Raw genomic sequence first — 20,846 nt, 5'->3', positions numbered from 1 at the left:
TTGTCCCTCACCGTAACGTCTCGGCGTCCGGGTGCGCGGCCACACCGGCCACTCGTCCCCCGTCCGATCCGTTCAAGACGGGCCGGGCCGGTCGCGCCTACCGTGGCCGGCATGACACCGCAGTTCGATCTGGTCGGGACCGTGGTCACCGACATGGCCCGCACGCTCGACTTCTACCGGCGGCTGGGGCTGCCGATCCCGGCCGGCGCCGAGACGGAAGGGCACGTCGAGGTCACCCTGCCGAACGGCGTACGGCTGGCCTGGGACACGGTCGAGGTGATCCGCAGCTTCCACCCCGACTTCGACCCGTCCGGCGGCAACAACCGGATGAGCCTGGCCTTCCGGTGCGCCGACCCGTCGGAGGTGGACCGCTGGTACGCCGAGCTGACCGGTGCCGGGCACCACGGCGAGATGCCGCCGTGGGACGCGTTCTGGGGGCAGCGGTACGCGGTCCTGCACGACCCGGACGGCAACGGCGTGGACCTGTTCGCCCCGCCGCCTGCGGCCGAGTAGACGGGAGCCGGCTCGCGGGCCGCTTCCGGGCCGGTCAGGTCGCCTGCGGGCGGCTCCGGGCCGGGGCGAGCAGCCGGGTCGGCGGCACCCCGGCCAGCTCCCGCACCTCGCGGGTCAGGTGGGCCTGGTCGGCGTACCCGCTGCGCACCGCCACCTCGGCGAGCGGCGCACCGGCGCGGGCCAGGTCCAGCGCGCGGCGCATCCGCAGGATGCGGGCCAGCGTCTTCGGGCCGTACCCGAAGAGGTCCCGGCTGCGCCGGTGCAGGGCGCGCGGGCCGAGGCCGACCTCGGCGGCGGTCGCGGCGACGGTGGCCCCGGCGGCCAGGCGGGCGGCGACATGCGCGCCGATCGGGTCGGGGCCGCCGGCCGCGCGCAGCCGGTCGCGGGCGACCCGGGTGAGCACCCCGGCGGCCTCGTCGCCCGGCGCGGCCAGCGCGGCCTCGACCCGCTCGGTCACCTCGGCGGCGGCGCGGCCCCACAGGTCGGCGAGCGATACGCGGCGGTCCCGCAACTCCTCGGCCGGCACCCCGAACACGGCCGGGCCGGTCCCCGGCGGCAGGCGCAGCCCGATCCACCGATCCCCCGGCGCCGACCGCGACAGGTGCGCGGTGCGGTCCGGACCCGCGACCAGCAGCCCGGACCGGCTGGACCAGAGCAGATCCAGGCACCCGTCCGGCAGCACCCGCGTCTCACTCCCGCCCGAGACGCTGCTCCACAGCACCCCGCCCGGAACCCCCGCCACCTTCCACTCCCGGTACACGCCCCCACCCTCCCACCCTCCCGCCTCCCACCCTCCCCGTCGATCATGAAGTTGACGGTGTCGGCGCCCGGCGTGTCGCACCGCCAACCTCATGATCGACGGGGTGGGGTCAGGGCGGTGGGGGTCAGGGGCGGTGGTGCATGGCCAGGCGGAGCAGGAGGAAGCGCAGGGCCGTCGCGGCCAGGTTGGCCGTTACCAGGACGGTCAGCTCCAACGCGCGGTTCGGGGTTGTGGTGGCGTGCAGCGCGGCCAGGGAACCGCTGGTCAGGGCCAGGCCGAGGGCGAACGCGAGCAGGCCCTGGAGGTGGTGCCGGCCGGCGTGGCGGCGCCCGGTGACCCCGAACGTGAGCCGCCGGTTGGCGGCCGTGTTGGCCACCGCCGTGAGCAGCAACGCCAGCAGGTTCGCCGGCTGCGCCCCGAGCGGGCCGCGGGCCAGCAGGAACAACAGCAGGTACGCGAGCGTGCTCGCCACGCCCACAGCGGCGAACCGGGCGAGCTGGCGCGGCAACCCGATCGGCACCTGCGCCGGCAGGGCCGGCAACGGCCCCCGGCCGAGCTGGGCGCGTAACTGCGCCAGCGGCAGCGCCCCGGTCACCAGCGCCCGGCCCAGCCGCCCGATGCCGCGCAGGTCGGCCAGCGCGGTGGCGACGATGTCGACCCGGCTGTCCGGGTCGTCCACCCAGTCCACCGGCACCTCGTGGATGCGCAGCCCGGCCCGCTGCGCCAGGACCAGCAGCTCGGTGTCGAAGAACCAGCCGGTGTCACGCACCAGCGGCAGCAGCTCGGCGGCCACGTCGGCGCGGATCGCCTTGAAACCGCACTGTGCGTCGGAGAAACGCGCCGCGAGCGCCCCACGCAGCAGCAGGTTGTAGCCGCGCGAGATGACCTCCCGCTTGGCACCCCGGACCACCCGGCTGGTCCGCGCCAGCCGGGTGCCGATGGCCAGGTCCGAGTGCCCGGAGATGAGCGGGGCGACCAGCGGCAGCAGCGCGGCCAGGTCGGTGGACAGGTCCACGTCCATGTACGCGAGCACCGGCGCCGGCGAGGCCGACCAGGCGGCGCGCAGTGCCCGCCCGCGGCCCTTCTCGTCCAGGCGCAGCACCCCCACCCCGGGCAGCTCGTCGGCGAGCGCCCGCGCCACCGCCGGGGTGCCGTCCACGCTGGCGTTGTCGGCCACAGTGATCCGGAACGGGTACGGGAAGTGCGCGGTCAGGTGCGCGTGCAGCCGCCGGACGCAGGGCCCCAGGTCCGTCTCCTCGTTGTAGACCGGGACCACCACGTCGAGCACCGCGCTGTCGGCGGCGGGCCGGGCCTGCACGGCGGCCCGGGGCGCGTACGTGCCAGTCATCGCTCAGCCCTGCTTTCCGCTGCTCAGGTCGTACACGGTCACGCCGTCGACGGTGGTGGCGGTGAAGGTCTCGGTGACCCACGCGGCGATCTCGGCCGAGGCGTTGCTGCCGCCGTCGGCCCGGAACCCACCGCCGCCGAGGAAGTAGTGGATCCGCCCGTCGGCGACGTACCGCTGGAACTGGGCGAGCGTCGGCGACGGGTCACTGCCGTTGAAGCCGCCGATCGGCATGACCGGCCGGCCGGTCGCCAGCTGGTAGCCGGAGGCGTTGTTCGAGCCGACAGTCGCGGCGACCCAGGTGTAGTCGTCGGCGTCGGCGGTGAGCAGCGCGGTCATCTCGGCGCTCGGCTCACGGGCGTCGAGCAGCCCGCCCATGCCGCCGCCGCGCTGCCCCCGCCCCTCCTGCCCGGTCCCGCCGTCCTGCCCGGGGAAGCCGCCCGGCGCGGTGCCGCCGTCCTGACCTGTGCCGCCGGGCGCGCCCGGGGCCGAACCACCACCAGGGAATCCGGGGAACCCACCGGCGTTCGCCCCGCCGTCCTGGCCGGTACCGCCCGGGCCGGAGCCGTCGGAACCCGTGCCGTCCGAGCCGGTGTCGTTCGGGCCACCAGGGAAGCCCGGGAACTGCCCGTTCCCGCCGCCCGGCATCCGGCCGCCCGGTCCGCCGGGGCCGCCGAAGCCACCAGCTCCGGCCGGCCCGGCACTCGGGATCGAGCCGCTGTGCGGGGTGGCAGCGGTCTGCATCGCGTACGCGGCCGGCCCGGCCAGCGCCACCGCGATCCCGGCGACAGACACCACCGGCACCACCCACCGCACAACCCGCCCGGCAAACCCAGCCCCGGGCCCCGCCGCCACCCCCGTCTCCGAGTTGACCAAGGAGTTCGCGTCACTTTGAACGCCGTTCCCGGACGCGAACTCCTTGATCACCGCCGAGGTGGCCAGGAGGGCTGCGGTGGTCAGGCCCACGGCCAGGATTGTGGAGCGCAGCCAGGGGTGCCAGTCGGGGGTGCGGCCGAGCAGGTGCCAGGACCACCAGGCGGTGACCGCCAGCGTGCCGGCCAGGACCAGCGCGGCGGCGAACCGGCGCCACCGGCCCGGTGCTGAGCGGGCGCGCCACAGCAGCGTGACGCCGATGCCGGCCAGCGCGCCGACCGCCGGGGCCAGGGCGACCGTGTAGTACGCGTGGAAGATCCCGGACATGAAGCTGAAGATCAGTCCGGTGACCAGCAGCCAGCCGCCCCACAGCAGCAGACCGGCCCGGGTGCGGTCGGTACGCGGTGCCCGCCCGGCCAGCCACAGCCCCGCGACCAGCAGGATCAGCGCGGCCGGCAGCAGCCAGGAGATCTGCCCGCCGACCTCGGTGTCGAACATCCGCAGGAGACCGGTCTGACCGGAGAACGGCCCGCCGCCTCCCCCGCCGGGCCGGCCGCCACCGCCGCCGACGCTGCCCACCTCGTCGCCGGTGATGCGGCCCAGCCCGTTGTAGCCGAGCGTCAGCTCCAGGATGCTGTTGTTCTGCGAGCCGCCGATGTACGGGCGGGCGCTCGCCGGCGTCAGCTCGACGATCGCCACCCACCAGCCGGCGGAGACGACCACTGCGAGCCCGGCCAGCAGGAGCTGCCGGATCCGCCGTCCGAGTCCGGTCGGCGCGGCCAGCAGGTAGACCCCGGCGAAGACCGGGATCACCAGGAACGCCTGGAGCATCTTGGTGAGGAAGCCGAAGCCGACGAGCACGCCGGTCAGCACGATCCACCGCGTGCTCGCCGTCTCGACCGCGCGCACCGTGGCGTACGCGGCGGCGACGAGCAGGAACACCAGCAGCGCGTCCGGGTTGTTGAACCGGAACATCAGCGTCGCCACCGGGGTGAGCGCGAGCACCGCGCCGGCGAGCAGGCCGGCGGCCGGGCCGTACCAGCGGCGGACGGTCGCGTACAGCACGCCGACGGAGGCGACGCCGAGCAGCGCCTGCGGCACGAGGATCGACCAGCCGCTCAGGCCGAAGATGCGCACCGAGAGCGCCATCAGCCACAGCGAGGCGGGGGTCTTGTCCACTGTGATCGAGTTGGCCGCGTCCGAGGAGCCGTAGAAGAACGCCGTCCAGCTCTGCGACCCGGCCTGCACGGCGGCGGAGTAGAACGCGTTGGCCCAGCCGGAGGCGCCCAGGCCCCACAGGTAGAGCAGCGCGGTCGCGACCAGCAGGCCGGCCAGGGCCGGCCGGGCCCAGCGCGGATCGCGGCCGGTGCGGGTCTCCTCAGGTACGGGCGCGGGGGCCGGCTCGGTGCCGGGTGGACCGGCCGTGGGCACGGTCGGCGGGCTGTCGGTTCGGTTCATGCCGGCAAGACTCGGCGGGCCCGCTGGCCCGCTCCCGTGAGCGGCCTATGCGTCGGCTGTGGATCCGGGCAGCCAGACCGTGAACGCGGTGTGGCCGGGCCGGCTGACCACGTCGACCCGCCCGTGGTGCGCCTCCACCACGGCGGCGACGATGGCCAAGCCCAGGCCGGTGCTGCCCTGCGCGCGGGAGCGGGAGGTGTCGCCGCGCGCGAACCGCTCGAAGACCTCCGGCTGCAACTGCTCCGGGATGCCCGGCCCGTCGTCGGTGACGCGTAGTTCGACGCCGCCGGGCGCGGGCGCGAGCCGGACCGTGACTGTGGTGCCGGCCGGGGTGTGCACCCGCGCGTTCGCCAGCAGGTTCGCCAGCACCTGGTGCAGCCGGTGGGCGTCGCCGGTGACGGTGAGCGGCTCGTCGGGCAGGTCGAGTTGCCAGCGGTGGTCGGGCCCGGCGACGTGCGCGTCACTGACCGCGTTCACGGCCATGGCGGTCAGGTCGACCGGCTCGGCGGCGAGCGGGCGGCCGGAGTCCAGCCGGGCCAGCAGCAGCAGGTCGTCGACGAGGCTCGTCATCCGGGTGCTCTCCGACTCGACGCGGCGCAGCGCGTGCGCCACGTCGGGCGGCACCTCCTGGCGGCCCCGGCGGGCCACCTCGGCGTACCCGCGGATGGCAGCGAGGGGGGTGCGCAGCTCGTGGCTGGCGTCGGCGACGAACTGGCGTACCCGGGTCTCGCTGGCCTGCCGGGCGGCGAGCGCGGCGGCGACGTGGCCGAGCATCCGGTTGAGCGCGCCGCCGACCTGCCCGACCTCGGTGCGGGGGTCGGTGTCGGCGGCCGGCACCCGCACGGACAGGGCGACCTCGCCGCGGTCGAGCGGCAGTTCGGTGACCCGGGCGGCGGTGGCGGCGACGCGGTTGAGCGGCCGCAGCGTCACCCGGACGATGAGCAGACCGAGGGCGCCGGCGATGACCAGGCCGGCGCCGATCACCCCGGCCTGCGCGACGAGCATCCACATGACGGTGTCGTCGACCTGGGCCAGCGGGATCGCGAGGACCAGCACGTCGCCGTCGCCGCGCGGCGACGGGAGCGCGATCGCGCGGTAGTCGCCCCGGTCGCCGACGACGACTGTGTGCGGGCGGTCGCCGACGGGTACGCGGGCCAGCGCGGTCAGGTCGGCGGCGGGCACCTCCTCGCTGTCGCCGTTTCCGGACCGGACCCGGCCGACGGGTTCGGCGGCGGCGGGCACCCGGACGGCGATCGAGCCCGGCGGGAAGCCGCCAGGGGGGTCCGGCGCCACCTCGTCGGAGTCCGGCGGGGTGGGCCGCTGGTCCGGTCGCGGCGGGTCGACGCCGCGGCGGGCCCAGCGTTCGAAGTCGGCGGGCCGCCGGTCGCCGAAGGTGAGCTGGTTGTCGATCTGGTCGATCAGGAAGTGTCGCAGCGCGACTGTGGTCAGGCCGCCGATGCCGATGCTCACCAGCGCGAGCAGCGCCACCACGGAGAGCACCAGGCGGCGGCGCAGCGACCAGCCGGCCAGGCGGCGGCGCAGCCGGCCGCCCCTGTCACTCGGCGGGTTTGAGGACATAGCCCGCCCCGCGCAGCGTATGGATCATGGGCGCGCGGCCCGCGTCGATCTTCTTGCGCAGGTACGAGATGTACAGCTCGACCACGTTGGCCTGGCCGCCGAAGTCGTAGTTCCACACCCGGTCGAGGATCTGCGCCTTGCTGAGCACCCGGCGCGGGTTGCGCATGAGGTAGCGCAGCAGCTCGAACTCGGTGGCGGTGAGCGTGATCAGGTCGTCGCCGCGGCGTACCTCGTGGCTGTCCTCGTCGAGGGTGAGGTCGCCGACGGTGAGCACCGCCTCCTGGCGGGCGGCGACCGCGAAGCCGGAACGGCGCAGCAGCGCGCGCAGCCGGGCGATCACCTCCTCCAGGCTGAACGGCTTGGTGACGTAGTCGTCGCCGCCGACGGTGAGCCCGGCGACGCGTTCCTCCACCGCGTCGCGGGCGGTCAGGAACAGCACCGGCACGCTCGGGAACTGCTCGCGCAGGCGGCGCAGCACCTGGAAGCCGTCCAGGTCGGGCAGCATCACGTCGAGCACCACGGCGTCCGGGCGGAACTGGCGGGCGGTGGTGACAGCCGCCATGCCGCTGCCGGCGGTGGCGACCTGCCAGCCCTCGTACCGCAGCGCCATCGAGAGCAGGTCGGTGAGTGTCGGCTCGTCGTCGACGACGAGCACCCGCACCGGTTCGCCGTCCGGTCGGCGCAGTTCGATGCGACCCTGCGCGGACTGCGCGTTCATGACCATGCCCCCATCGTGGGCGGACCCGCTGTCGGCGGGCTGTCCCGATCCTGTGTACCAGCTGTGCGCGCCGCGCGGCGGCGATCCGGGCAGGTCGACGGGGTCTTCCGCACCGGGGCTACCCGGTGGTAACTTCCCGGCATGTCCATCGATGGTCGTTTTTCCGGCCGGTTGGCCGGCAAGGTGGTGCTGGTGACCGGCGCGGCCCGGGGCATCGGCGAGCACACCGCCCGCCTCGCCGCGGCGCGCGGCGCCCGGTTGTCCCTCGTCGGGCTGGAACCCGACCGGCTCGCCGCGCTCGCCGCCGAGCTGGGCCCGGGGCACGCATGGTTCGCCGCCGACGTCACCGACCAGAACGCCCTCGCCGCGGCGGTGGACGGGACACTCGCGACGCTGGGCGGGATCGACGCGGTGGTGGCGAACGCCGGGGTGGCCAACCGCGGCACGATCGCCGTCGGCGACGTCGAGGCGCTGGTGCGTACGGTCGAGGTCAACCTGATCGGGGTGATGCGCACCGCGGCGGCGACCGTGCCCGCGCTCGTCGACCGGGGTGGCTATCTGCTGATCGTCTCCTCGGCCGCGGCGTTCGCCGCGCTGCCCGGCATGGCCGCCTACTGCGCCTCCAAGGCCGGCGTCGAGCAGTTCGGCAACGCGGTCCGGCTGGAGCTGGCACACCGGGGCGTGGCGGTCGGCACCGCCCATCCGTCGTGGGTGGACACCGACCTGGTCCGCGAGGCGCGCGCCGACCTGCCGGCCTTCTCCACGGCGCTGGCGAAGCTGCCCTGGCCGCTGCGGCGTACCACAACGGTGACCGAGTGCGCCGAGGCGTTCGTCCGGGCGATCGAGCGCCGCAGCCGCCGGGTGTACGTGCCGCGCGCCGTGGCCGGCGTGCAGGCGATGCGATCGGTGCTGGTCAGCCCGCTGGCCGACCGGCTGGTGGGCCGCACCGTCCGGGCCACCGTGCCGCTGATCGAGGAGCAGTCCCGCGCGCTGGGCCGGGGCTTCGGCGCCAGCACGCCGCAGGGGCGGCCGTGACCGCGCCGGTGGACGTCGTCTACGAGCGGCGGGGCGCCGGGCCGACGCTGGTGCTGCTGCACGGCATCGGCCACCACGGCGGCGCCTGGCGTCCGGTGCTGGATCGCCTCGCCGAGGCGCACGACGTGATCGCCGTCGACCTGCCGGGCTTCGGCCGCTCCCCGGTGCCCGCCGCCGGGCTGCCTGCCGACATGCCCGGCCTGGCCGTGGCCATGGTCGAGCTGTTCGCCGCGTTCGGGCTGGAACGCCCGCACGTCGCGGGCAACAGCCTCGGCGGCGCGATCGCCCTCGAACTGGCCGCGATCGGCGCGGTCTCCTCGGCCACCGCGCTGTCGCCGGCCGGGTTCTGCACCGCGCGCGAGCTGCGCTGGGCGCTGACGGTGCTCGCGCTGCACCGCAACGCGGCCCGGCTGCCCGAACCGGTGCTGCGCCGCCTGTTCGCCGCGCCCGCGCTGCGGATGCTGGCGATGGGCATGATCCTGGCCCGGCCCAACCGGATGGCCCTCGACGACGCGCTCGCCGACGCCCGCGCGCTGCGCCAGGCACGGGCGTTCCGCGCCGTCGCCCGCGCCGGCCGGGGGTACGCCTACGCGGGCGCGCCGACCGTGCCGGTCACAGTCGCGTGGGGTACTCGGGACCGGATCCTGCCGTACCGGCAGGCGGCGCTGGCGCGTACCCGGCTGCCCGCCGCGCGGCACCTGGACCTGCCCGGCTGCGGGCACGTGCCCATGCACGACGACCCGGAGCTCGTCGCCTCGGTCATCCTCGGCACCACCGGCGTCCGGCCGGCCTGACGCGCCGCGTCCGGCCGCTGCGAGACGACCTCACTCGGTCGCGCCGAACGGGAACGTGTGCACGTACCGCATCGTCCAGCCGCCGGGCGACGCGTGGTCGTCGCGCTCGTAGAGGTGGTCGGCCACCCCCTCGGCCGGTTCCTCCGGATGACGCAGCACCCACCGGGGCGGCGGCGCGCCGTCCGGCCCCGCGGGCAGGTCCCGGGTCAGCTCGTCGGCCGGCCCGCCGACGAACCGCACGCGCACCACGGCCACCGCTGCCCTCCGTCCGTCGACGCCCTCGCCGCGAAGCTACCCCGCCGCGGCGCCGCCCCTCGGCGGTTTGCACAGCTCCGGGGCCGGGTAGCGGGACCGGAGGGCACCGGACGAGGCGAGGAGTGGCGATGAGGACGCTGGGCGGGCGGTACGAGCTCGAACAGCGAGCCGGCCTGGGTGGCATGTCGGAGGTGTGGCGCGCGCACGACCGCGTGCTGGACCGGACCGTCGCGGTGAAGCTCATCTCGCCCGCACTGGACGGCGACGCCGGATCGGTGGACCGGATCCGGGCCGAGGCACGCTCGGCGGCGCGGCTGGTGCACCCGAACGTCGCCAGCGTGCACGACTTCGGCACCGCGACACTGCCGGACGGACGCCCGGTGCCGTACATCGTGATGGAGCTGGCCGAGGGCGAGACGCTCGCCGCGCACCTGCGCAACGGGCCGCTGGACTGGCGCATCGCGGTACGGGTCTGCGCCGAGGTGTGCGCCGCGCTCGCCGCCGCGCACGCGCACGACATCGTGCACCGGGACGTCAAGCCCGCGAACGTGATCCTCACCCCGTGCGGGGTGAAGGTGCTCGACTTCGGCATCGCCACTCCGGCCGGCGCACCGGACCACACTCCGGACGGCGTCGTCGTGGGCACCCCGGCGTACCTGGCGCCGGAGCAGCTCGACCGCCGGCCGGCCACCCCGGCCGCCGACATGTACGCCCTGGGCGTGCTGCTGTACTACTGCCTCACCGGTGAACTGCCGTACGAGGCCGGCACCACCACCCAGCTGCTCGGGTCGCGCCGCCGCCGGCCGCCCCGCCCGCTGCCCGAGGTTCCCGGCCTGCCGGGCGAGGTGGCCGAGCTCGTCCGCCGCTGCCTCGACGCCGACCCGTGCGCCCGGCCGACCAGCCCGATGGCCGCGTTGCTGCTGGCCGAGGCCGTGGACGCCCGGGTCTACGTGCCGATGACCGCGATGCTGCCCCGGCAGCGCCTGCCGCAGGTGTCGCCGTGGACCAGCCGGGCCGCCGCCGAGGCCACCGAGGCGATGGCCGTCGACGCCGCGACCAGCGGCCGGGTCCGCTGAGCACTCCTACTGGCTGCTCGGGCGCGGTTTCGCCGCTCGGGGTCCGGGAACGCGGTCCGGTGAGTGACGGGAGGAACGCGATGCCGGATCCGAGTTCCTGGCTGGCCGAGACGGCCACGGCGACCGCGGCGGGCGGTCACGTACGCACCGACGACGGCGGGCTCTCCTCCGCCCTGGCGTCCCCGCTGGCGCCGCACTGCACCGGTCTGACGCCGGAGCAGCTCCTGGCCGCGGCGTTCGCCTCCTGCCTGCACCACGCGGCGGTGGAGGCGGCCGGGGAGATCACCGACGAGGCGCACACCGTGCAGGTGACCGCCGAGGCGAAACTGGGCCGCGACGACGACGGCCGCTACCGGGCCGACGTGCACGCCGAGATCTCCTCGGCGGGACTGACCCGGGACCAGCTGGCCGATCTGGTCGCGTACGCCGACCGGCTCTGGCCGTTCTCCAGTGGCGACCCGAGCCGGCACCGGCTCACCGTGACCCCGGCGGAGAACGGCCGGCACTGAGATCTCACCAGCGGAAGCCGGCGGTGACCGCGCGGTGGTCGCTGTCCGGGGTGTGCAGCACCCCGGCGGCGGTCGGCGTCAGTCCCCGGTAGAGGACGTGGTCCGGGCGGGTGACCGGCAGCCCGGCCGGCCAGGTGAACCCGAATCCCTGCCCGGCCTCGGCCTGCGCGTCGCCGAGCAGCCGGGTCAGCGGGTCGAAGACCCGGTCGGTGGTGGCGGTGTTCAGGTCGCCGAGCACCACCAGCCGGTCGGCCGGGTCGGCACGCACGGCGTCGGCGAGCGCGGCGACGGTCTGGTCCCGGGTGGCGGTGTGCCCGGCCCGCGCGGAGCCGAGGTGGACCACGTACACGGCCAGGTCGCCCTGAGGCGCGGCGACCACGGCCCGCAGCGCGCGGTCCCAGCCCAGCCCGGTGTCGACACCGTGCGCCTCGCGGATCGGCCACCGGCTCCACAGCGCGACAGTCGACACCACCGCCCGGTGCGGGTAGCGCTCGGCCAGCACGGACGCCACCCGGTCGCCGTCGGCGACCTCCTGGAGCCCGATCAGGTCCGGGGCGTCGCCGGTGAGCGCGCCGACGGTGGCGGCCGGGTCGGGGTTGCCCACGCGCAGGTTCTGGCTGACCACGCGGACCGCGGCGCCGTCCGCGCCGGCGGCCGGGGGCAGCCACGCGCGGCCGTAGAGCCCGGCCCAGACCAGGGCCGGCAGCAGCACCGCCAGCAGCGCCGGCCGGGAGCGGCGCAGCAGCGCCGCGAGCGCGAGCAGCGGTACGGCGATTCCGAGCAGCGGGGTGACGCTGTCCACCAGGCTGCCCAGGCCGTGGACGTTCGGCACCAGCCGGTGCCCGGCCAGCAGCAGCGTGAGCAGCACGGCGCAGACGATGACGACGGCGCCGCGCCGGCTGCGGGGGCCGGGCGGGCGCTCGTCGACCATCCGCTGCGTCACCGTCGGAATCGTATCGAGCGCCCGGGTCGCCGCGCGGCGGCGTCGCCATGATCCACGGTCCTCGCACCGCGAGCCGCCGGATCGCGAGGAGTCGATCGCGGCGAGTCGGCGGACCGCCGGCGGGCGAGAGACGGCCGACCAGGGCACCCTCGGCCGAACGGTGGAGCCGGGCGTCGGCCGCCGCCGGGTCGGCTCGGCGTCCGTTTCGCACCACCGAAACCGACATAGGCATTCTTCCGGGTACGCACGGTTAGCGGTTTTCCTGATCCGCCACCCCTGATGTCGCCCGCGAATCCGGCAGATTGTGGCGCATGCCACCAATCACCCCGATGGCAAAGGGCCGGAAGCTTTCTAGCCTCGGCGGGTGCACCCCGACGACCCCGATCATCAGCCGTTGCCCGCCAACCGCCCGGTTCGCCGAACGATTGACCCGGCATCAGCCGAACGGAGGGTGGGGCGTCACCGCGCCCCGGAACCGCCACGACGCGGCCCGGCCCGGTCCGTGCCCGGCCGGATCGCGGTGGCCACCGGCGTCACCTGCTGCCTCGGCCTGATCGGCGTGGCGGGCGTCGGCGAGACCGGCCCGGCGCACCTGGAGGTACGCGAGGCGGTCGCCGACCGGGCCGCCGCCGACCAGCGCGCCTCCCGCGACTTCACCCGGGTCGCGCCACCGGCCGCCGCGGCCCTGCCGCCGCCGGCTCCCACGCCCGGCGCCACGGCGACGAGGAAGCCGCCGCGCAAGCCCGTGCTGCCCGAGCGCCCCCGGCCGGTCGCCGGCCTGGACCAACGGCAGATGGACAACGCCAAGGCCATCGTCGACGTGGGGCGGGAGATGAAGATGCCCCGCCGGGCCCTGGTCGTCGCAGTCGCCACCGCCATGCAGGAGAGCAACCTCTACAACCTGGCCAGCGACGTGGTGCCGCAGTCCTTCGACCACCCGCACCAGGGCAGCGGCTCCGACCACGACTCGGTCGGGCTGTTCCAGCAGCGGCCCAGCAGCGGCTGGGGCACCGTCGCCCAGCTTATGCGGCCGGCGTACGCGGCCCGGGCCTTCTACACCGCGCTGCGCGAGGTGCCGGGCTGGGAGGACATGAGCGTCACCGCCGCGGCCCAGGCGGTGCAGGTGTCCGCCTACCCCGACGCGTACGCCCGGCACGAGAAGCGCGCCACGACTGTGGTGGCGGCGCTGGTCTGACCCGGCGCCGGTCAGGCGGAGCTGCGCCCGGCGCCACCGGGCCGTACGCTCGCCGCGGCGGTGGGGGTGTCCACCGCCACCCGCTCGCCCCGCGCCCCGGCCAGGATCTCGTCGACCCGGGACTCCCGGCGGCGGCGCGCCAGCAGGGCCGCCTCGAACTCGCGGCGCGCCCGCACGGCCTCGGCGTACGCCTCCTCCCGCAACCGGCGGGCCTCCTCACGTGCGGCCTCCAGCTCGGCGCGAGCCTGCGCCAGCAGCTCGGCGGCCTCCCGTTCGGCGACGGACGGGTGGGACGCGGCCGTCTCGACCGGCGCGGTACGGCGATGCAGGAAGTCGCACAGGTGCACGGCGTCCGACCGGATCTGGTCCCACTCCCGGCCGGCCCCGGCGGCGCCCTCCGCTCGCGCCGCCAGCCGACCCAGCCGCAGGCTCAGCTCGTCCAGACAGGCGTCGACCTGCCGCCTGTCGTAGCCGGTCTCCACCACCGAGAACCTCATGCGTCGCCCCCCAGGCAGCCGGTGCGCGTCCCCACCTGCCGATCCTGCGGTCCCCGCGCTCCCGGGCGCGGCCGTTCCCGCAAAATGTTCAGGATGCGGAGGCCCGGACTTCCCGCCCCTACGGGTGCTTCGGGAGCACGACCACCCGTCCGAAGAACTCGTCGATCCGGCGTACCACGTCGTTGAAGTCGTCCAGGTCGATCGGCTTCGTCACATACGCGTTGGCCTGGAGCGTGTAGCTGCTGACCACGTCGGTGTCGGCGTTGGAGGTGGTGAGCACAACGATCGGGATGGTCCGCAGGCTCTCGTCACCCTTGACCTCGCCGAGCACCTGCCGCCCGTCCATCCGAGGCATGTTCAGGTCGAGCAGGATCACGTCGGGGCGCTGCGCCTCGGTGTGCCGGCCCTCGCGGCGGAGGAACTCCATCGCCTCCTGGCCGTCGGCGACCACGTCGATCACCTTGTCGACGTCGGAGTCGGCCAGCGCCTCCTCGATCATCAGGACGTCACCCGGGTCGTCGTCCACCACCAGGATGCGAACGGGGCTGGGGCTGGTCTGACCCATCGGTTTACCTGCTTCGTGGTGAGGAGGGCGTCCGGCCGCACGGCCGGCTGCTGGCGGGGAAATGTACCGGATCAGGAGGCGGCCGGCGCGGTCGGGTCGGCGGTGTCGAGGCCGCGGTGGAGCACCTCGGCCAGCCCGGTCACCTGGAGCACCCGGGCCACCCGGCCGGTCGCCCCGGTGAGCCGCAGCCAGCCGCCGTCGGCGGCGACGATGTTGTCCCCCCGGACGAAGGCCGCGATGCCGGTGGAGTCGCAGAACGTCAGTTCGGTGAGGTCGAGCAGCAGCTCGCGGTGCCCCTCCGCCACCACCCGGTCGATCGCCGAGCTCAACTCTCCGGCCGTGCCGAGGTCGAGCTCGCCGGCCAGCCGGAGGCAGACGCCGCCCCCGTCCCGCTGGGCGTACGTGACGGTGAACGTCACAGTGGCCCCTCTCGCTCCCACCGCAGGCGAACCCTTGCAGTGGTGCAAGTATATGCGACGGCCGGCCCGGCGCCCGTCAGCGGCCCGCCGCCGACAACCCGCCCACCAGGGCCCTCCCCCGGTCGAGGAAGGCGGCCGCGCGCGGGAAGTCGCGCAGCTGCTGTCCATAGTGCTCCAGCGTCAGCCCGACCGCGCCCGCCGGCACCCCGCGGCTGACCAGGATCTCCACCAGCCACTCGACGAACCCGGTGAACAGCGTCGCGTCGTCCACGTAGAGCGCGGCGGCCAGGAAGTCCACGATGTAGCCGAGGTCGCTGATCGTGGAGTCGACCTGCGCCGGGGTGTAGCCGGCCGTCGACGGCACCCGCTCGCGCAGGTCGGCCAGGGCGCTGTCGATCAGCTCGCCGCGCCGTTTGACCAGGCTGACGTACTCGTCGTCGGCCAGGTGATCCAGCCGCGCGGGCGGCGTCTCGCGCAGCGCCCGCTCGTCGGCCACCAGGTCCGCCGCGGCCGGCGCGTCGGGCGCCCACGGCACGCCGAGCACGCGGGCCCAGCGGCCGTCGTCGCCGAAGCCCCGGCCACCGACCACCACCGGCACGTCGGAGCGGCGGCACGCCTCCACCATCCGGTGGGCGTGCGGCAGCCGCATCGGCAGCGCGCAGGCCAGCGCCACCGCCTCCGCGTCGTAACGGTGCAGGTAGGACACCAGGTGCGCGGCCGGGACGCTGGCGCCGAGGAAGACGACCTGCCAGCCGCGCAGCCGCAGCACCTCGGCCACCAGCCGGGCCGGCAGCGCGTGCCACTCACCGTCCATGCAGGCCATCACGATCCGCCCGCGGGTCGGGCGGGGATCGGCGTACGCGGCCACAGCGGCCACCACCCGCTCGCTGATGTGGGTGGCGGCGTGCTCCTGGGCGACGCTCCACTCGTTGCGGGCCCAGCGTTCGCCCACCTCGGCCTGGGCCGGGGCGACCAGATCCAGCAGCACCCGCTCGGCCGGCACGCCCGCCTCCAGCAGCCCGCGGGCCACCGACACGGCGGCGGACTCGTCGGCGTCGGCCAGGCACTCCAGATAGCGGGGGAAGGCGTGGCCCGGGTCGGCCTCGACGGTCGGCACGGTCACGCGAACAGCTCCCTCGTTCGTTCGGTCACGGCCGGATCCGGCACCGCGTGCAGGTGCCGCGGCGCCCGCCCGGCCGGGCCGGTGGCCCGCAGCGCCAGCACGGCGATGTCGTCGTGGTCGCCGTGCGCGAGCCAGTCGCAGGTCACCTGCTCGACCCGCTCGGCGAGCGCCGGCGCGGGCATCCGGTGGCAGCCGGTCACCGCGTTGAGCAGCCGCTCGGCGCCGAACTGCTCGTCACCGCGCCGGCCGCCGCGCGCCTCGGTCACTCCGTCGCTGTAGAACAGGCAGGTCTCCCCCGGCGCCAGGTGCACCGTCACCTCGCCGATGCGGGGATCGGGCACCACACCGATCAGCATGCCGCGCAACGGCACCACCTCGACCTCGCCGGACTCCCGCAGCACCAGCGGCGGCAGGTGCCCGCCGCCGGCCAGGGTCAGCGTCAGGCCGCCGTCGCGGTGCGGCCGGGCCACGCCGAGCACCATGGTGGCGAACCGGCCCTGCCCGTGCGCCTGCGTGGTCTCCAGCAGCGCGTCGTTGAGCAGCTTCAGCAGCCGTCCCGGCTGGGTCTCGACCCGGTGCAACGCCTGGAGGCACTGGCGCAGCTGACCGGTGAACACGGCCGCCTCCACGCCCTTGCCCGACACGTCGCCGAGGAAGAAGACCGAGCCGCCGTCGGCGAGCCGGTGCGAGCCGTAGAAGTCACCGCCGATGCGCAGCCCGGCCTGCGCCGGCCGGTACGCGGTGCCCCACTGCACCCCCGTCGCCGAGGCCGGCTCGACCGGCAGCAGGCTGGCCTGCAACGTGTCGGCGACCTCGGCCTGGTCGCGGTAGAGCATGGCGGTGGTCAGCGCCGCGCCGGCGCGGGCCGCGAACGCGCGGACCAGGTCCACGTCGGCCTCGTCGTACCAGCGGTCGGCGCGCCGGGCCACCAGCAGGGCCCCGGCCGGCGCCTCCCGGCCGGGCAGCGGCACCACCCGGGCGGTGGCGCCGGAGGTGTCCAGGCCGGGCAGCCAGCCCGCCTCGGCGGCCTGCTCGACCAGCCAGTCCAGCTCGTGCGGCTCGGCGCCGGCCAGGCCGGCCTCGATGGCCACGGGGAGCGCCGTGGCGGGCAGCACCCCGCTGTCCACCACCGGCGGCCGGTCGTCCGCGCGTACCGCCCGCCACCAGCGGGCGCGGCCGGAGCGGGGGGCGAGGACGAGGACCGCCACGTCGGCCGCCGTGGGTACGGCCAGGCGCACCACGGCGGCGGCGGCCCGGTCCGGGTGCAGCGGGTTGCCGAGCTTCTCGCCGACCACGGCGAGGAACGCCGAGCGGGCCCGCTCGGCGAGCAGCGCGTCGGCCCGGCTGACGCTCTCGGTGACGTCGTCGACGTACCAGCAGCGCCGGCGGTGGGACAACGCCACCGGGCGTACGCGCAGCCGCCGCCCGTGGTGGGTGAACTCGGCCGGGCCGTCGCCGCGCAGCGGGACCGGGCCGGCCGCGGCCAGCAGCTCGCCGGGCGTCACCTCGGGGATCAGCCGCTCCGCGACCGGGCTCACGTGCTGGACGACACCGTCGGCGTCGCAGACGACCAGGCCCTCACGGAAGTGCTCGACCACCTCGGACCAGTTGGGAACGGTAAGGTCGTGGTCGGCTGCCAGCGGCGGCAGGGCGGACGGCACCGGCGCGGCGGCGGACCACGCCGGAGCCCGTGCGGCGCTCGGCGTGGAGATCCGTCCGTCGCCCGGGTCGGCACCCCTGACGTCGGCAGCAGTCACCAGCTGAGCCCCACTCTCCTCGTCGACACCCGGGGGCGCCGGACCCGGCGCCTGTGGTCACGTATCACCGCCCACCCTACGCCGGTATGCCGGGACCGCCACCCCACGGCGCTGCGGCCCGCTCGCGCATCCAGCGAGGTGATGGCGCTGTTGTTACGATCCTGTCAATACCGGCCCGACCGGCAACCCCGCGGAAAGGCGTGACGTGGTTCCTCAACGGAGAAGGCCCGAGGCGAGCCCGCTGAGCATCTCCGTGGATCGATCGAACCCGGCCGTCCCGGTGGTCGTCGTCGGCGGCGACCTGGCGTACGCCACGGCGGGCCCGCTGCGCGCCGAGATCGACCGGCTGCTCACCGCGCGTCCGACGACGCTGGTGTTCGACTTCGGCGGTCTTCAGTTCATGGACAGCACCGGCCTGTCCGTGATCGTGCACGCCTGGCGGGAGGGCCAGCACGCAGGCACCGCCATCGAGCTGCGGTCGGTCCCCCGGTTCCTGGAGACCATCCTCGACCTGACCGGCGTCACCGGTCTGCTCGACCGCTCGCCGGTCGACGACGCGCCGGGCCTCGCCGCGCCGGGTTCGACAGCGTCCGCGTGACCCCGGGGGTTTCCCGGCCGTGCCCGGCTGGGAACATGGGAACGTGCCCTCCCAGATGTTGACCATCGAGGTGGACCGGCTCGACGCCGGTTCCGCCCGGGTGCGGCTGGCCGGGGAGCTGGACTTCGACACCGCGCCGGAACTCGTCGACGCCGTGGCCGGACTGCGCCGCGACGGTCACCAGGAGCTGGAACTCGACTTCGCCGGGGTGGACCTCTGCGACTCCTCGGGCCTGAGCGCGCTCGTGGTGATCCACCGGGCCGGCACCGGGGCGATCCGCCTGCTGAACCTGAACCCGCAGATCAGGCACCTGCTGGACCGCACCGGCCTGGCCGAGTTGCTGGCCGCCCCGCCGCAGGAGCTGACCGGCGGCGCCCGCGAGGCGGGCTGACCCGGCCGGCGCCGCCCGCGAGACGGGCGGACGCCCCGCGGACAGGGGTGGCCCCCGACCCTGGGACCAGGGGCCGGGGGCCGGGAGGATGGCTCAGACGGCGGGCGCGGCCTGCCGGTGCGGTGCTTCGTCGCGCGACTGCCCCGCGACTGGAGGCTCGACGTCCTCCGGCGCGCCGGAATCGGGCGTCTGGAACAGATAACGGACGAAGTCCCCGCTCATGTCGTCGTCGTCCGCTCCGGGCCACTGCCCGACGCAGTCGACGCCGACCACCTCGCGTCCACTGCCGTCGTGGTGCTCCAGCAGCGCCCAGAGGGTCACCGGGTAGGAGCGGGTGTCGTCCGGGCCGATCCGCCAACGGGCGTACCAGCCGGGACGGGCGGGGACGATCTCCACGATCCGTTTCATGTCGACCTGCCCTTCCGCGTGCGTCGGAAGTTGTCCGGTCCGTCCGAGCCTGCCGCCCGCCGGGGTGAGCGCTCCTCACCCGCAGCGAATGAAGCGTCCGCCGGGCGGTCCGCCGTTACCTTCCCGGCAGCGCCGGGAACGCGGTCGGCGCAAGCGCAACCGACCCAGGAACGAGGTGCGACAATGCGCAAGCAGATGGAGGGCGACAACCAGCGCCGCCGGGCCCTGGCCCGCGAGGCCCGCGAGCGAGGGCTGCGGCCGAGCCAGACCGGCGCCAGCCTCAGCGCGTCCAAGCAGGTCACCTCGCTGGACCAGCACGACCGGTCCGGCCCGCCGCCGGCCGGACGGCACAAGCCGGACACGACCCGGGGTGGCCCCGCGCCGCCGCCGGCCGCGGTCGCGGAGCGGCCGCGCCCGCTGCCGGACCCGACACCGTCACCCGGGGTCTCGATGGGCTACCGGGATCTCGTCGACGACGTGAGCCGGCGTGCGGGGGTGGACTTCTCCGCGGCCAGGGTCGCGGCGGAGGCCACCGTGCTGGCCCTGGCCCGGGCGCTGGACGAGACGGAACGGGAGCGGCTGCTGGAGGCGGTGCCGCTGACCCTGCACGACGTGGTGCCGGCGCACGGCATGGAACGCCGCCGCGACCTGCCCGGCTTCCTGGCCGAGGTCGGCCGGTACAGCCGCCTCACCCCGGAGCAGGCGCGGTACCAGGCCGAGGCGACGCTCGCCGCGCTCGCCGAGGCCGACGCGGATCTGGTCGAGTCGCTGCGCGTACCCGACGAGTTGCGTGACCTGCTCGGGCCGGCCGACTTCGGCGGCGGCCTGGTGGGCGCGTCCTCGGCCACCGCGCCGCTGACCGAGGCGGAGCTGCGCGACGCGCTCGCGACGCTGCCCTACTGGTCCAGTGACAGGCGTTCGCTCGTGCGCACGATCGAGCTCCCCGGCGGCAACCTGGACCGGGTGCTCGACCGGCTGGACCGGCTCAAGTCCGACGTCGGACGCTCGCCGCAGATCGGGCGTCCCGACCCGGACAACGCCGTGCTGACGGTCCGGACCCAGCAGGTCGACGGCGTGACGGCGGCGGACGTGGACCTCGCGCACCGGGTGGACGCGGCAGTCGACGAGGCCGGCGCCGGGATGGCGGCCGGCTGACCCGGCGGCGGAACGGCCCCGGTCCCATGCGGGCCGGGGCCGCCCGTGGCCGCGCGGTACCGTGTCCCGCCGTGGATCACGACGACACCGAGACCCTGGAGATCGTGGTGGACCCGGCCCGCCCGTCCGGGCGCACGCTGCTGGCCGACGGGGTCGAGCAGTCGTACGTGGACGTGGCCGACGCCCGGTACCTGCACTTCGAGTACGTGCGGCGGATCGCCGCCGCGATCGACCTGGCCGCCCCGCGCGGCGCGGCGCTGACCGCGCTGCACCTCGGCGGCGGCGCGCTCACGCTGCCGCGCTGGCTCGCGAGCACCCGGCCCGGTTCGGCGCAGCGGGTGATCGAGCGCGATCCGGGCGTGGTCGAGCTGGTCCGGCGGAAACTGCCACGGCTGCCACCGGAGGTGGTGGTGGCGCTCGGCGACGCCCGGGAGGCGGTCGCCGAGGAGCCGTCCGGGACGTACGACGTGGTGGTGGCCGACGTGTACCGGGCGGCCCGGATGCCGCCACAGGTGGCGGCGGTCGAGTTCGCGGCGCAGGTGGCCCGGGTGCTGCGCCCGGACGGCCTCTACCTGATCAACCTCACCGACCTGCCGCCACTGGCGCACACCCGGTCACAGGTGGCGACGCTGCGGGCGGTGTTCGCCGACGTCTGCCTGGTCGCCGACCGGCGGATGCTGCGCGGACGCCGCTACGGCAACGTGGTGCTCGCCGCCACGCCCGCGGCGGGCCGGATCCCGGTGATCCGGCTCGCCACCCGCGTCGCCGCCGACCCGGTGCCCGGAACGGTGCTGCACGGCGCGACGCTCGACGCGTTCGCCGCGGGTGCCCACCCGGTCACCGACGCCGACCTGGGCTGAGCCGGGTTTCCGTACCCCGAG

23 protein-coding genes are annotated in these 20,846 nt (G+C 75.5%); 10 read left to right on the top strand and 13 right to left on the bottom strand.

What is annotated here, in order from left to right; genetic code table 11:
- Positions 1 to 111: 111 nt before the first annotated feature.
- Entirely contained in the window at positions 112 to 513 is a 402-nt protein-coding gene (locus tag FB454_RS25530) for a VOC family protein (RefSeq protein WP_145823656.1), read from the top strand.
- 34 nt (positions 514 to 547) lie between these two features.
- Here FB454_RS25530 and FB454_RS25525 read toward each other — a convergent pair whose 3' ends face one another.
- The 5 genes from FB454_RS25525 to FB454_RS25505 form a co-directional block, all read right to left on the bottom strand.
- Positions 548 to 1,273, bottom strand: a complete 726-nt coding sequence (locus FB454_RS25525; RefSeq protein WP_013477026.1) for a helix-turn-helix transcriptional regulator — start codon at positions 1,271 to 1,273, stop codon at positions 548 to 550.
- A 124-nt stretch (positions 1,274 to 1,397) separates the two neighbouring features.
- Positions 1,398 to 2,621 carry a dolichyl-phosphate beta-glucosyltransferase gene (locus FB454_RS25520; protein ID WP_145823655.1) on the bottom strand — a complete coding sequence of 408 codons (1,224 nt, stop codon included), beginning with the start codon at positions 2,619 to 2,621 and terminating at the stop codon, positions 1,398 to 1,400.
- A 3-nt stretch (positions 2,622 to 2,624) separates the two neighbouring features.
- Positions 2,625 to 4,949, bottom strand: coding sequence for a glycosyltransferase family 39 protein (locus FB454_RS25515; protein ID WP_145823654.1), 2,325 nt, complete (start codon positions 4,947 to 4,949; stop codon positions 2,625 to 2,627).
- A 45-nt stretch (positions 4,950 to 4,994) separates the two neighbouring features.
- Complete coding sequence (locus FB454_RS25510) at positions 4,995 to 6,527, bottom strand: sensor histidine kinase (RefSeq protein ID WP_071095283.1); 1,533 nt, start codon at positions 6,525 to 6,527, stop codon at positions 4,995 to 4,997.
- A complete protein-coding gene (locus tag FB454_RS25505) occupies positions 6,505 to 7,251 on the bottom strand; it encodes a response regulator transcription factor (protein WP_030269147.1) in 747 nt (248 codons plus the stop codon). Before FB454_RS25505 ends, FB454_RS25510 begins: the two co-directional genes overlap by 23 nt.
- A 135-nt stretch (positions 7,252 to 7,386) precedes the next feature.
- Between FB454_RS25505 and FB454_RS25500 the strand changes: the two genes are divergently transcribed.
- Both FB454_RS25500 and FB454_RS25495 read left to right on the top strand, forming a co-directional pair.
- Positions 7,387 to 8,280 carry an SDR family oxidoreductase gene (locus FB454_RS25500; protein ID WP_145823653.1) on the top strand — a complete coding sequence of 298 codons (894 nt, stop codon included), beginning with the start codon at positions 7,387 to 7,389 and terminating at the stop codon, positions 8,278 to 8,280.
- Complete coding sequence (locus FB454_RS25495; protein WP_145823652.1) at positions 8,277 to 9,074, top strand: alpha/beta fold hydrolase; 798 nt, start codon at positions 8,277 to 8,279, stop codon at positions 9,072 to 9,074. The genes FB454_RS25500 and FB454_RS25495 overlap by 4 nt, the downstream gene beginning before the upstream one ends.
- Before the next feature lie 30 nt (positions 9,075 to 9,104).
- On the opposite strand, the gene FB454_RS25490 is transcribed toward FB454_RS25495, so the two are convergent.
- Complete coding sequence (locus tag FB454_RS25490; RefSeq protein WP_013285996.1) at positions 9,105 to 9,329, bottom strand: hypothetical protein; 225 nt, start codon at positions 9,327 to 9,329, stop codon at positions 9,105 to 9,107.
- 128 nt (positions 9,330 to 9,457) lie between these two features.
- On the opposite strand from FB454_RS25490, the gene FB454_RS25485 reads away from it, so the two are divergent.
- Together FB454_RS25485 and FB454_RS25480 are read left to right on the top strand one after the other, a co-directional pair.
- On the top strand, positions 9,458 to 10,405 hold the full coding sequence (locus FB454_RS25485) for a serine/threonine-protein kinase (protein WP_145823651.1): 948 nt from the start codon (positions 9,458 to 9,460) through the stop codon (positions 10,403 to 10,405).
- 80 nt (positions 10,406 to 10,485) lie between these two features.
- Positions 10,486 to 10,914, top strand: a complete 429-nt coding sequence (locus tag FB454_RS25480; protein ID WP_013285994.1) for an OsmC family protein — start codon at positions 10,486 to 10,488, stop codon at positions 10,912 to 10,914.
- A 4-nt stretch (positions 10,915 to 10,918) separates the two neighbouring features.
- On the opposite strand, the gene FB454_RS25475 is transcribed toward FB454_RS25480, so the two are convergent.
- Positions 10,919 to 11,857, bottom strand: coding sequence for an endonuclease/exonuclease/phosphatase family protein (locus FB454_RS25475; RefSeq protein WP_225319668.1), 939 nt, complete (start codon positions 11,855 to 11,857; stop codon positions 10,919 to 10,921).
- 364 nt (positions 11,858 to 12,221) lie between these two features.
- Here FB454_RS25475 and FB454_RS25470 point away from each other — a divergent pair, with 364 nt between their 5' ends.
- Positions 12,222 to 13,052 (top strand): hypothetical protein, encoded by an 831-nt coding sequence (locus tag FB454_RS25470; RefSeq protein ID WP_435818686.1) that lies wholly within the window; start codon positions 12,222 to 12,224, stop codon positions 13,050 to 13,052.
- Positions 13,053 to 13,063: 11 nt separating this feature from the next.
- Here the strand turns inward: FB454_RS25470 and FB454_RS25465 are convergent, their stop codons facing one another.
- The 5 genes from FB454_RS25465 to FB454_RS25445 form a co-directional block, all read right to left on the bottom strand.
- A complete protein-coding gene (locus FB454_RS25465; protein ID WP_145752490.1) occupies positions 13,064 to 13,549 on the bottom strand; it encodes an ATPase in 486 nt (161 codons plus the stop codon).
- Between the two features lie 118 nt (positions 13,550 to 13,667).
- Positions 13,668 to 14,114: a response regulator gene (locus FB454_RS25460; protein ID WP_013285990.1), complete on the bottom strand. Its 447-nt coding sequence runs from the start codon at positions 14,112 to 14,114 to the stop codon at positions 13,668 to 13,670.
- 71 nt (positions 14,115 to 14,185) lie between these two features.
- The gene (locus tag FB454_RS25455) at positions 14,186 to 14,533 is read right to left on the bottom strand and encodes an STAS domain-containing protein (protein WP_013285989.1); all 348 of its coding nucleotides are present in this window, start codon (positions 14,531 to 14,533) and stop codon (positions 14,186 to 14,188) included.
- Between the two features lie 76 nt (positions 14,534 to 14,609).
- Positions 14,610 to 15,656 (bottom strand): cobalamin B12-binding domain-containing protein, encoded by a 1,047-nt coding sequence (locus FB454_RS25450; RefSeq protein ID WP_145752488.1) that lies wholly within the window; start codon positions 15,654 to 15,656, stop codon positions 14,610 to 14,612.
- Positions 15,653 to 17,413 carry a PP2C family protein-serine/threonine phosphatase gene (locus FB454_RS25445; RefSeq protein ID WP_053065524.1) on the bottom strand — a complete coding sequence of 587 codons (1,761 nt, stop codon included), beginning with the start codon at positions 17,411 to 17,413 and terminating at the stop codon, positions 15,653 to 15,655. The genes FB454_RS25450 and FB454_RS25445 overlap by 4 nt, the downstream gene beginning before the upstream one ends.
- A gap of 253 nt (positions 17,414 to 17,666) precedes the next feature.
- On the opposite strand from FB454_RS25445, the gene FB454_RS25440 reads away from it, so the two are divergent.
- Both FB454_RS25440 and FB454_RS25435 read left to right on the top strand, forming a co-directional pair.
- Complete coding sequence (locus tag FB454_RS25440; protein ID WP_013285986.1) at positions 17,667 to 18,011, top strand: STAS domain-containing protein; 345 nt, start codon at positions 17,667 to 17,669, stop codon at positions 18,009 to 18,011.
- A 43-nt stretch (positions 18,012 to 18,054) separates the two neighbouring features.
- Positions 18,055 to 18,402 carry an STAS domain-containing protein gene (locus FB454_RS25435; RefSeq protein ID WP_225319670.1) on the top strand — a complete coding sequence of 116 codons (348 nt, stop codon included), beginning with the start codon at positions 18,055 to 18,057 and terminating at the stop codon, positions 18,400 to 18,402.
- Positions 18,403 to 18,495: 93 nt separating this feature from the next.
- On the opposite strand, the gene FB454_RS25430 is transcribed toward FB454_RS25435, so the two are convergent.
- Positions 18,496 to 18,810, bottom strand: coding sequence for a hypothetical protein (locus FB454_RS25430; RefSeq protein ID WP_013285984.1), 315 nt, complete (start codon positions 18,808 to 18,810; stop codon positions 18,496 to 18,498).
- A 183-nt stretch (positions 18,811 to 18,993) separates the two neighbouring features.
- Between FB454_RS25430 and FB454_RS25425 the strand changes: the two genes are divergently transcribed.
- Together FB454_RS25425 and FB454_RS25420 are read left to right on the top strand one after the other, a co-directional pair.
- A complete protein-coding gene (locus FB454_RS25425; RefSeq protein ID WP_145823649.1) occupies positions 18,994 to 19,965 on the top strand; it encodes a DUF2267 domain-containing protein in 972 nt (323 codons plus the stop codon).
- Between the two features lie 26 nt (positions 19,966 to 19,991).
- A complete protein-coding gene (locus FB454_RS25420; RefSeq protein WP_145823648.1) occupies positions 19,992 to 20,825 on the top strand; it encodes a fused MFS/spermidine synthase in 834 nt (277 codons plus the stop codon).
- Positions 20,826 to 20,846 lie beyond the last annotated feature (21 nt).

This window comes from Micromonospora sp. CNZ297, assembly GCF_007827625.1.
The sequence above is the reverse complement of the archived record's forward strand: the minus strand, read 5'-3'. Positions and strand labels throughout refer to the sequence as shown.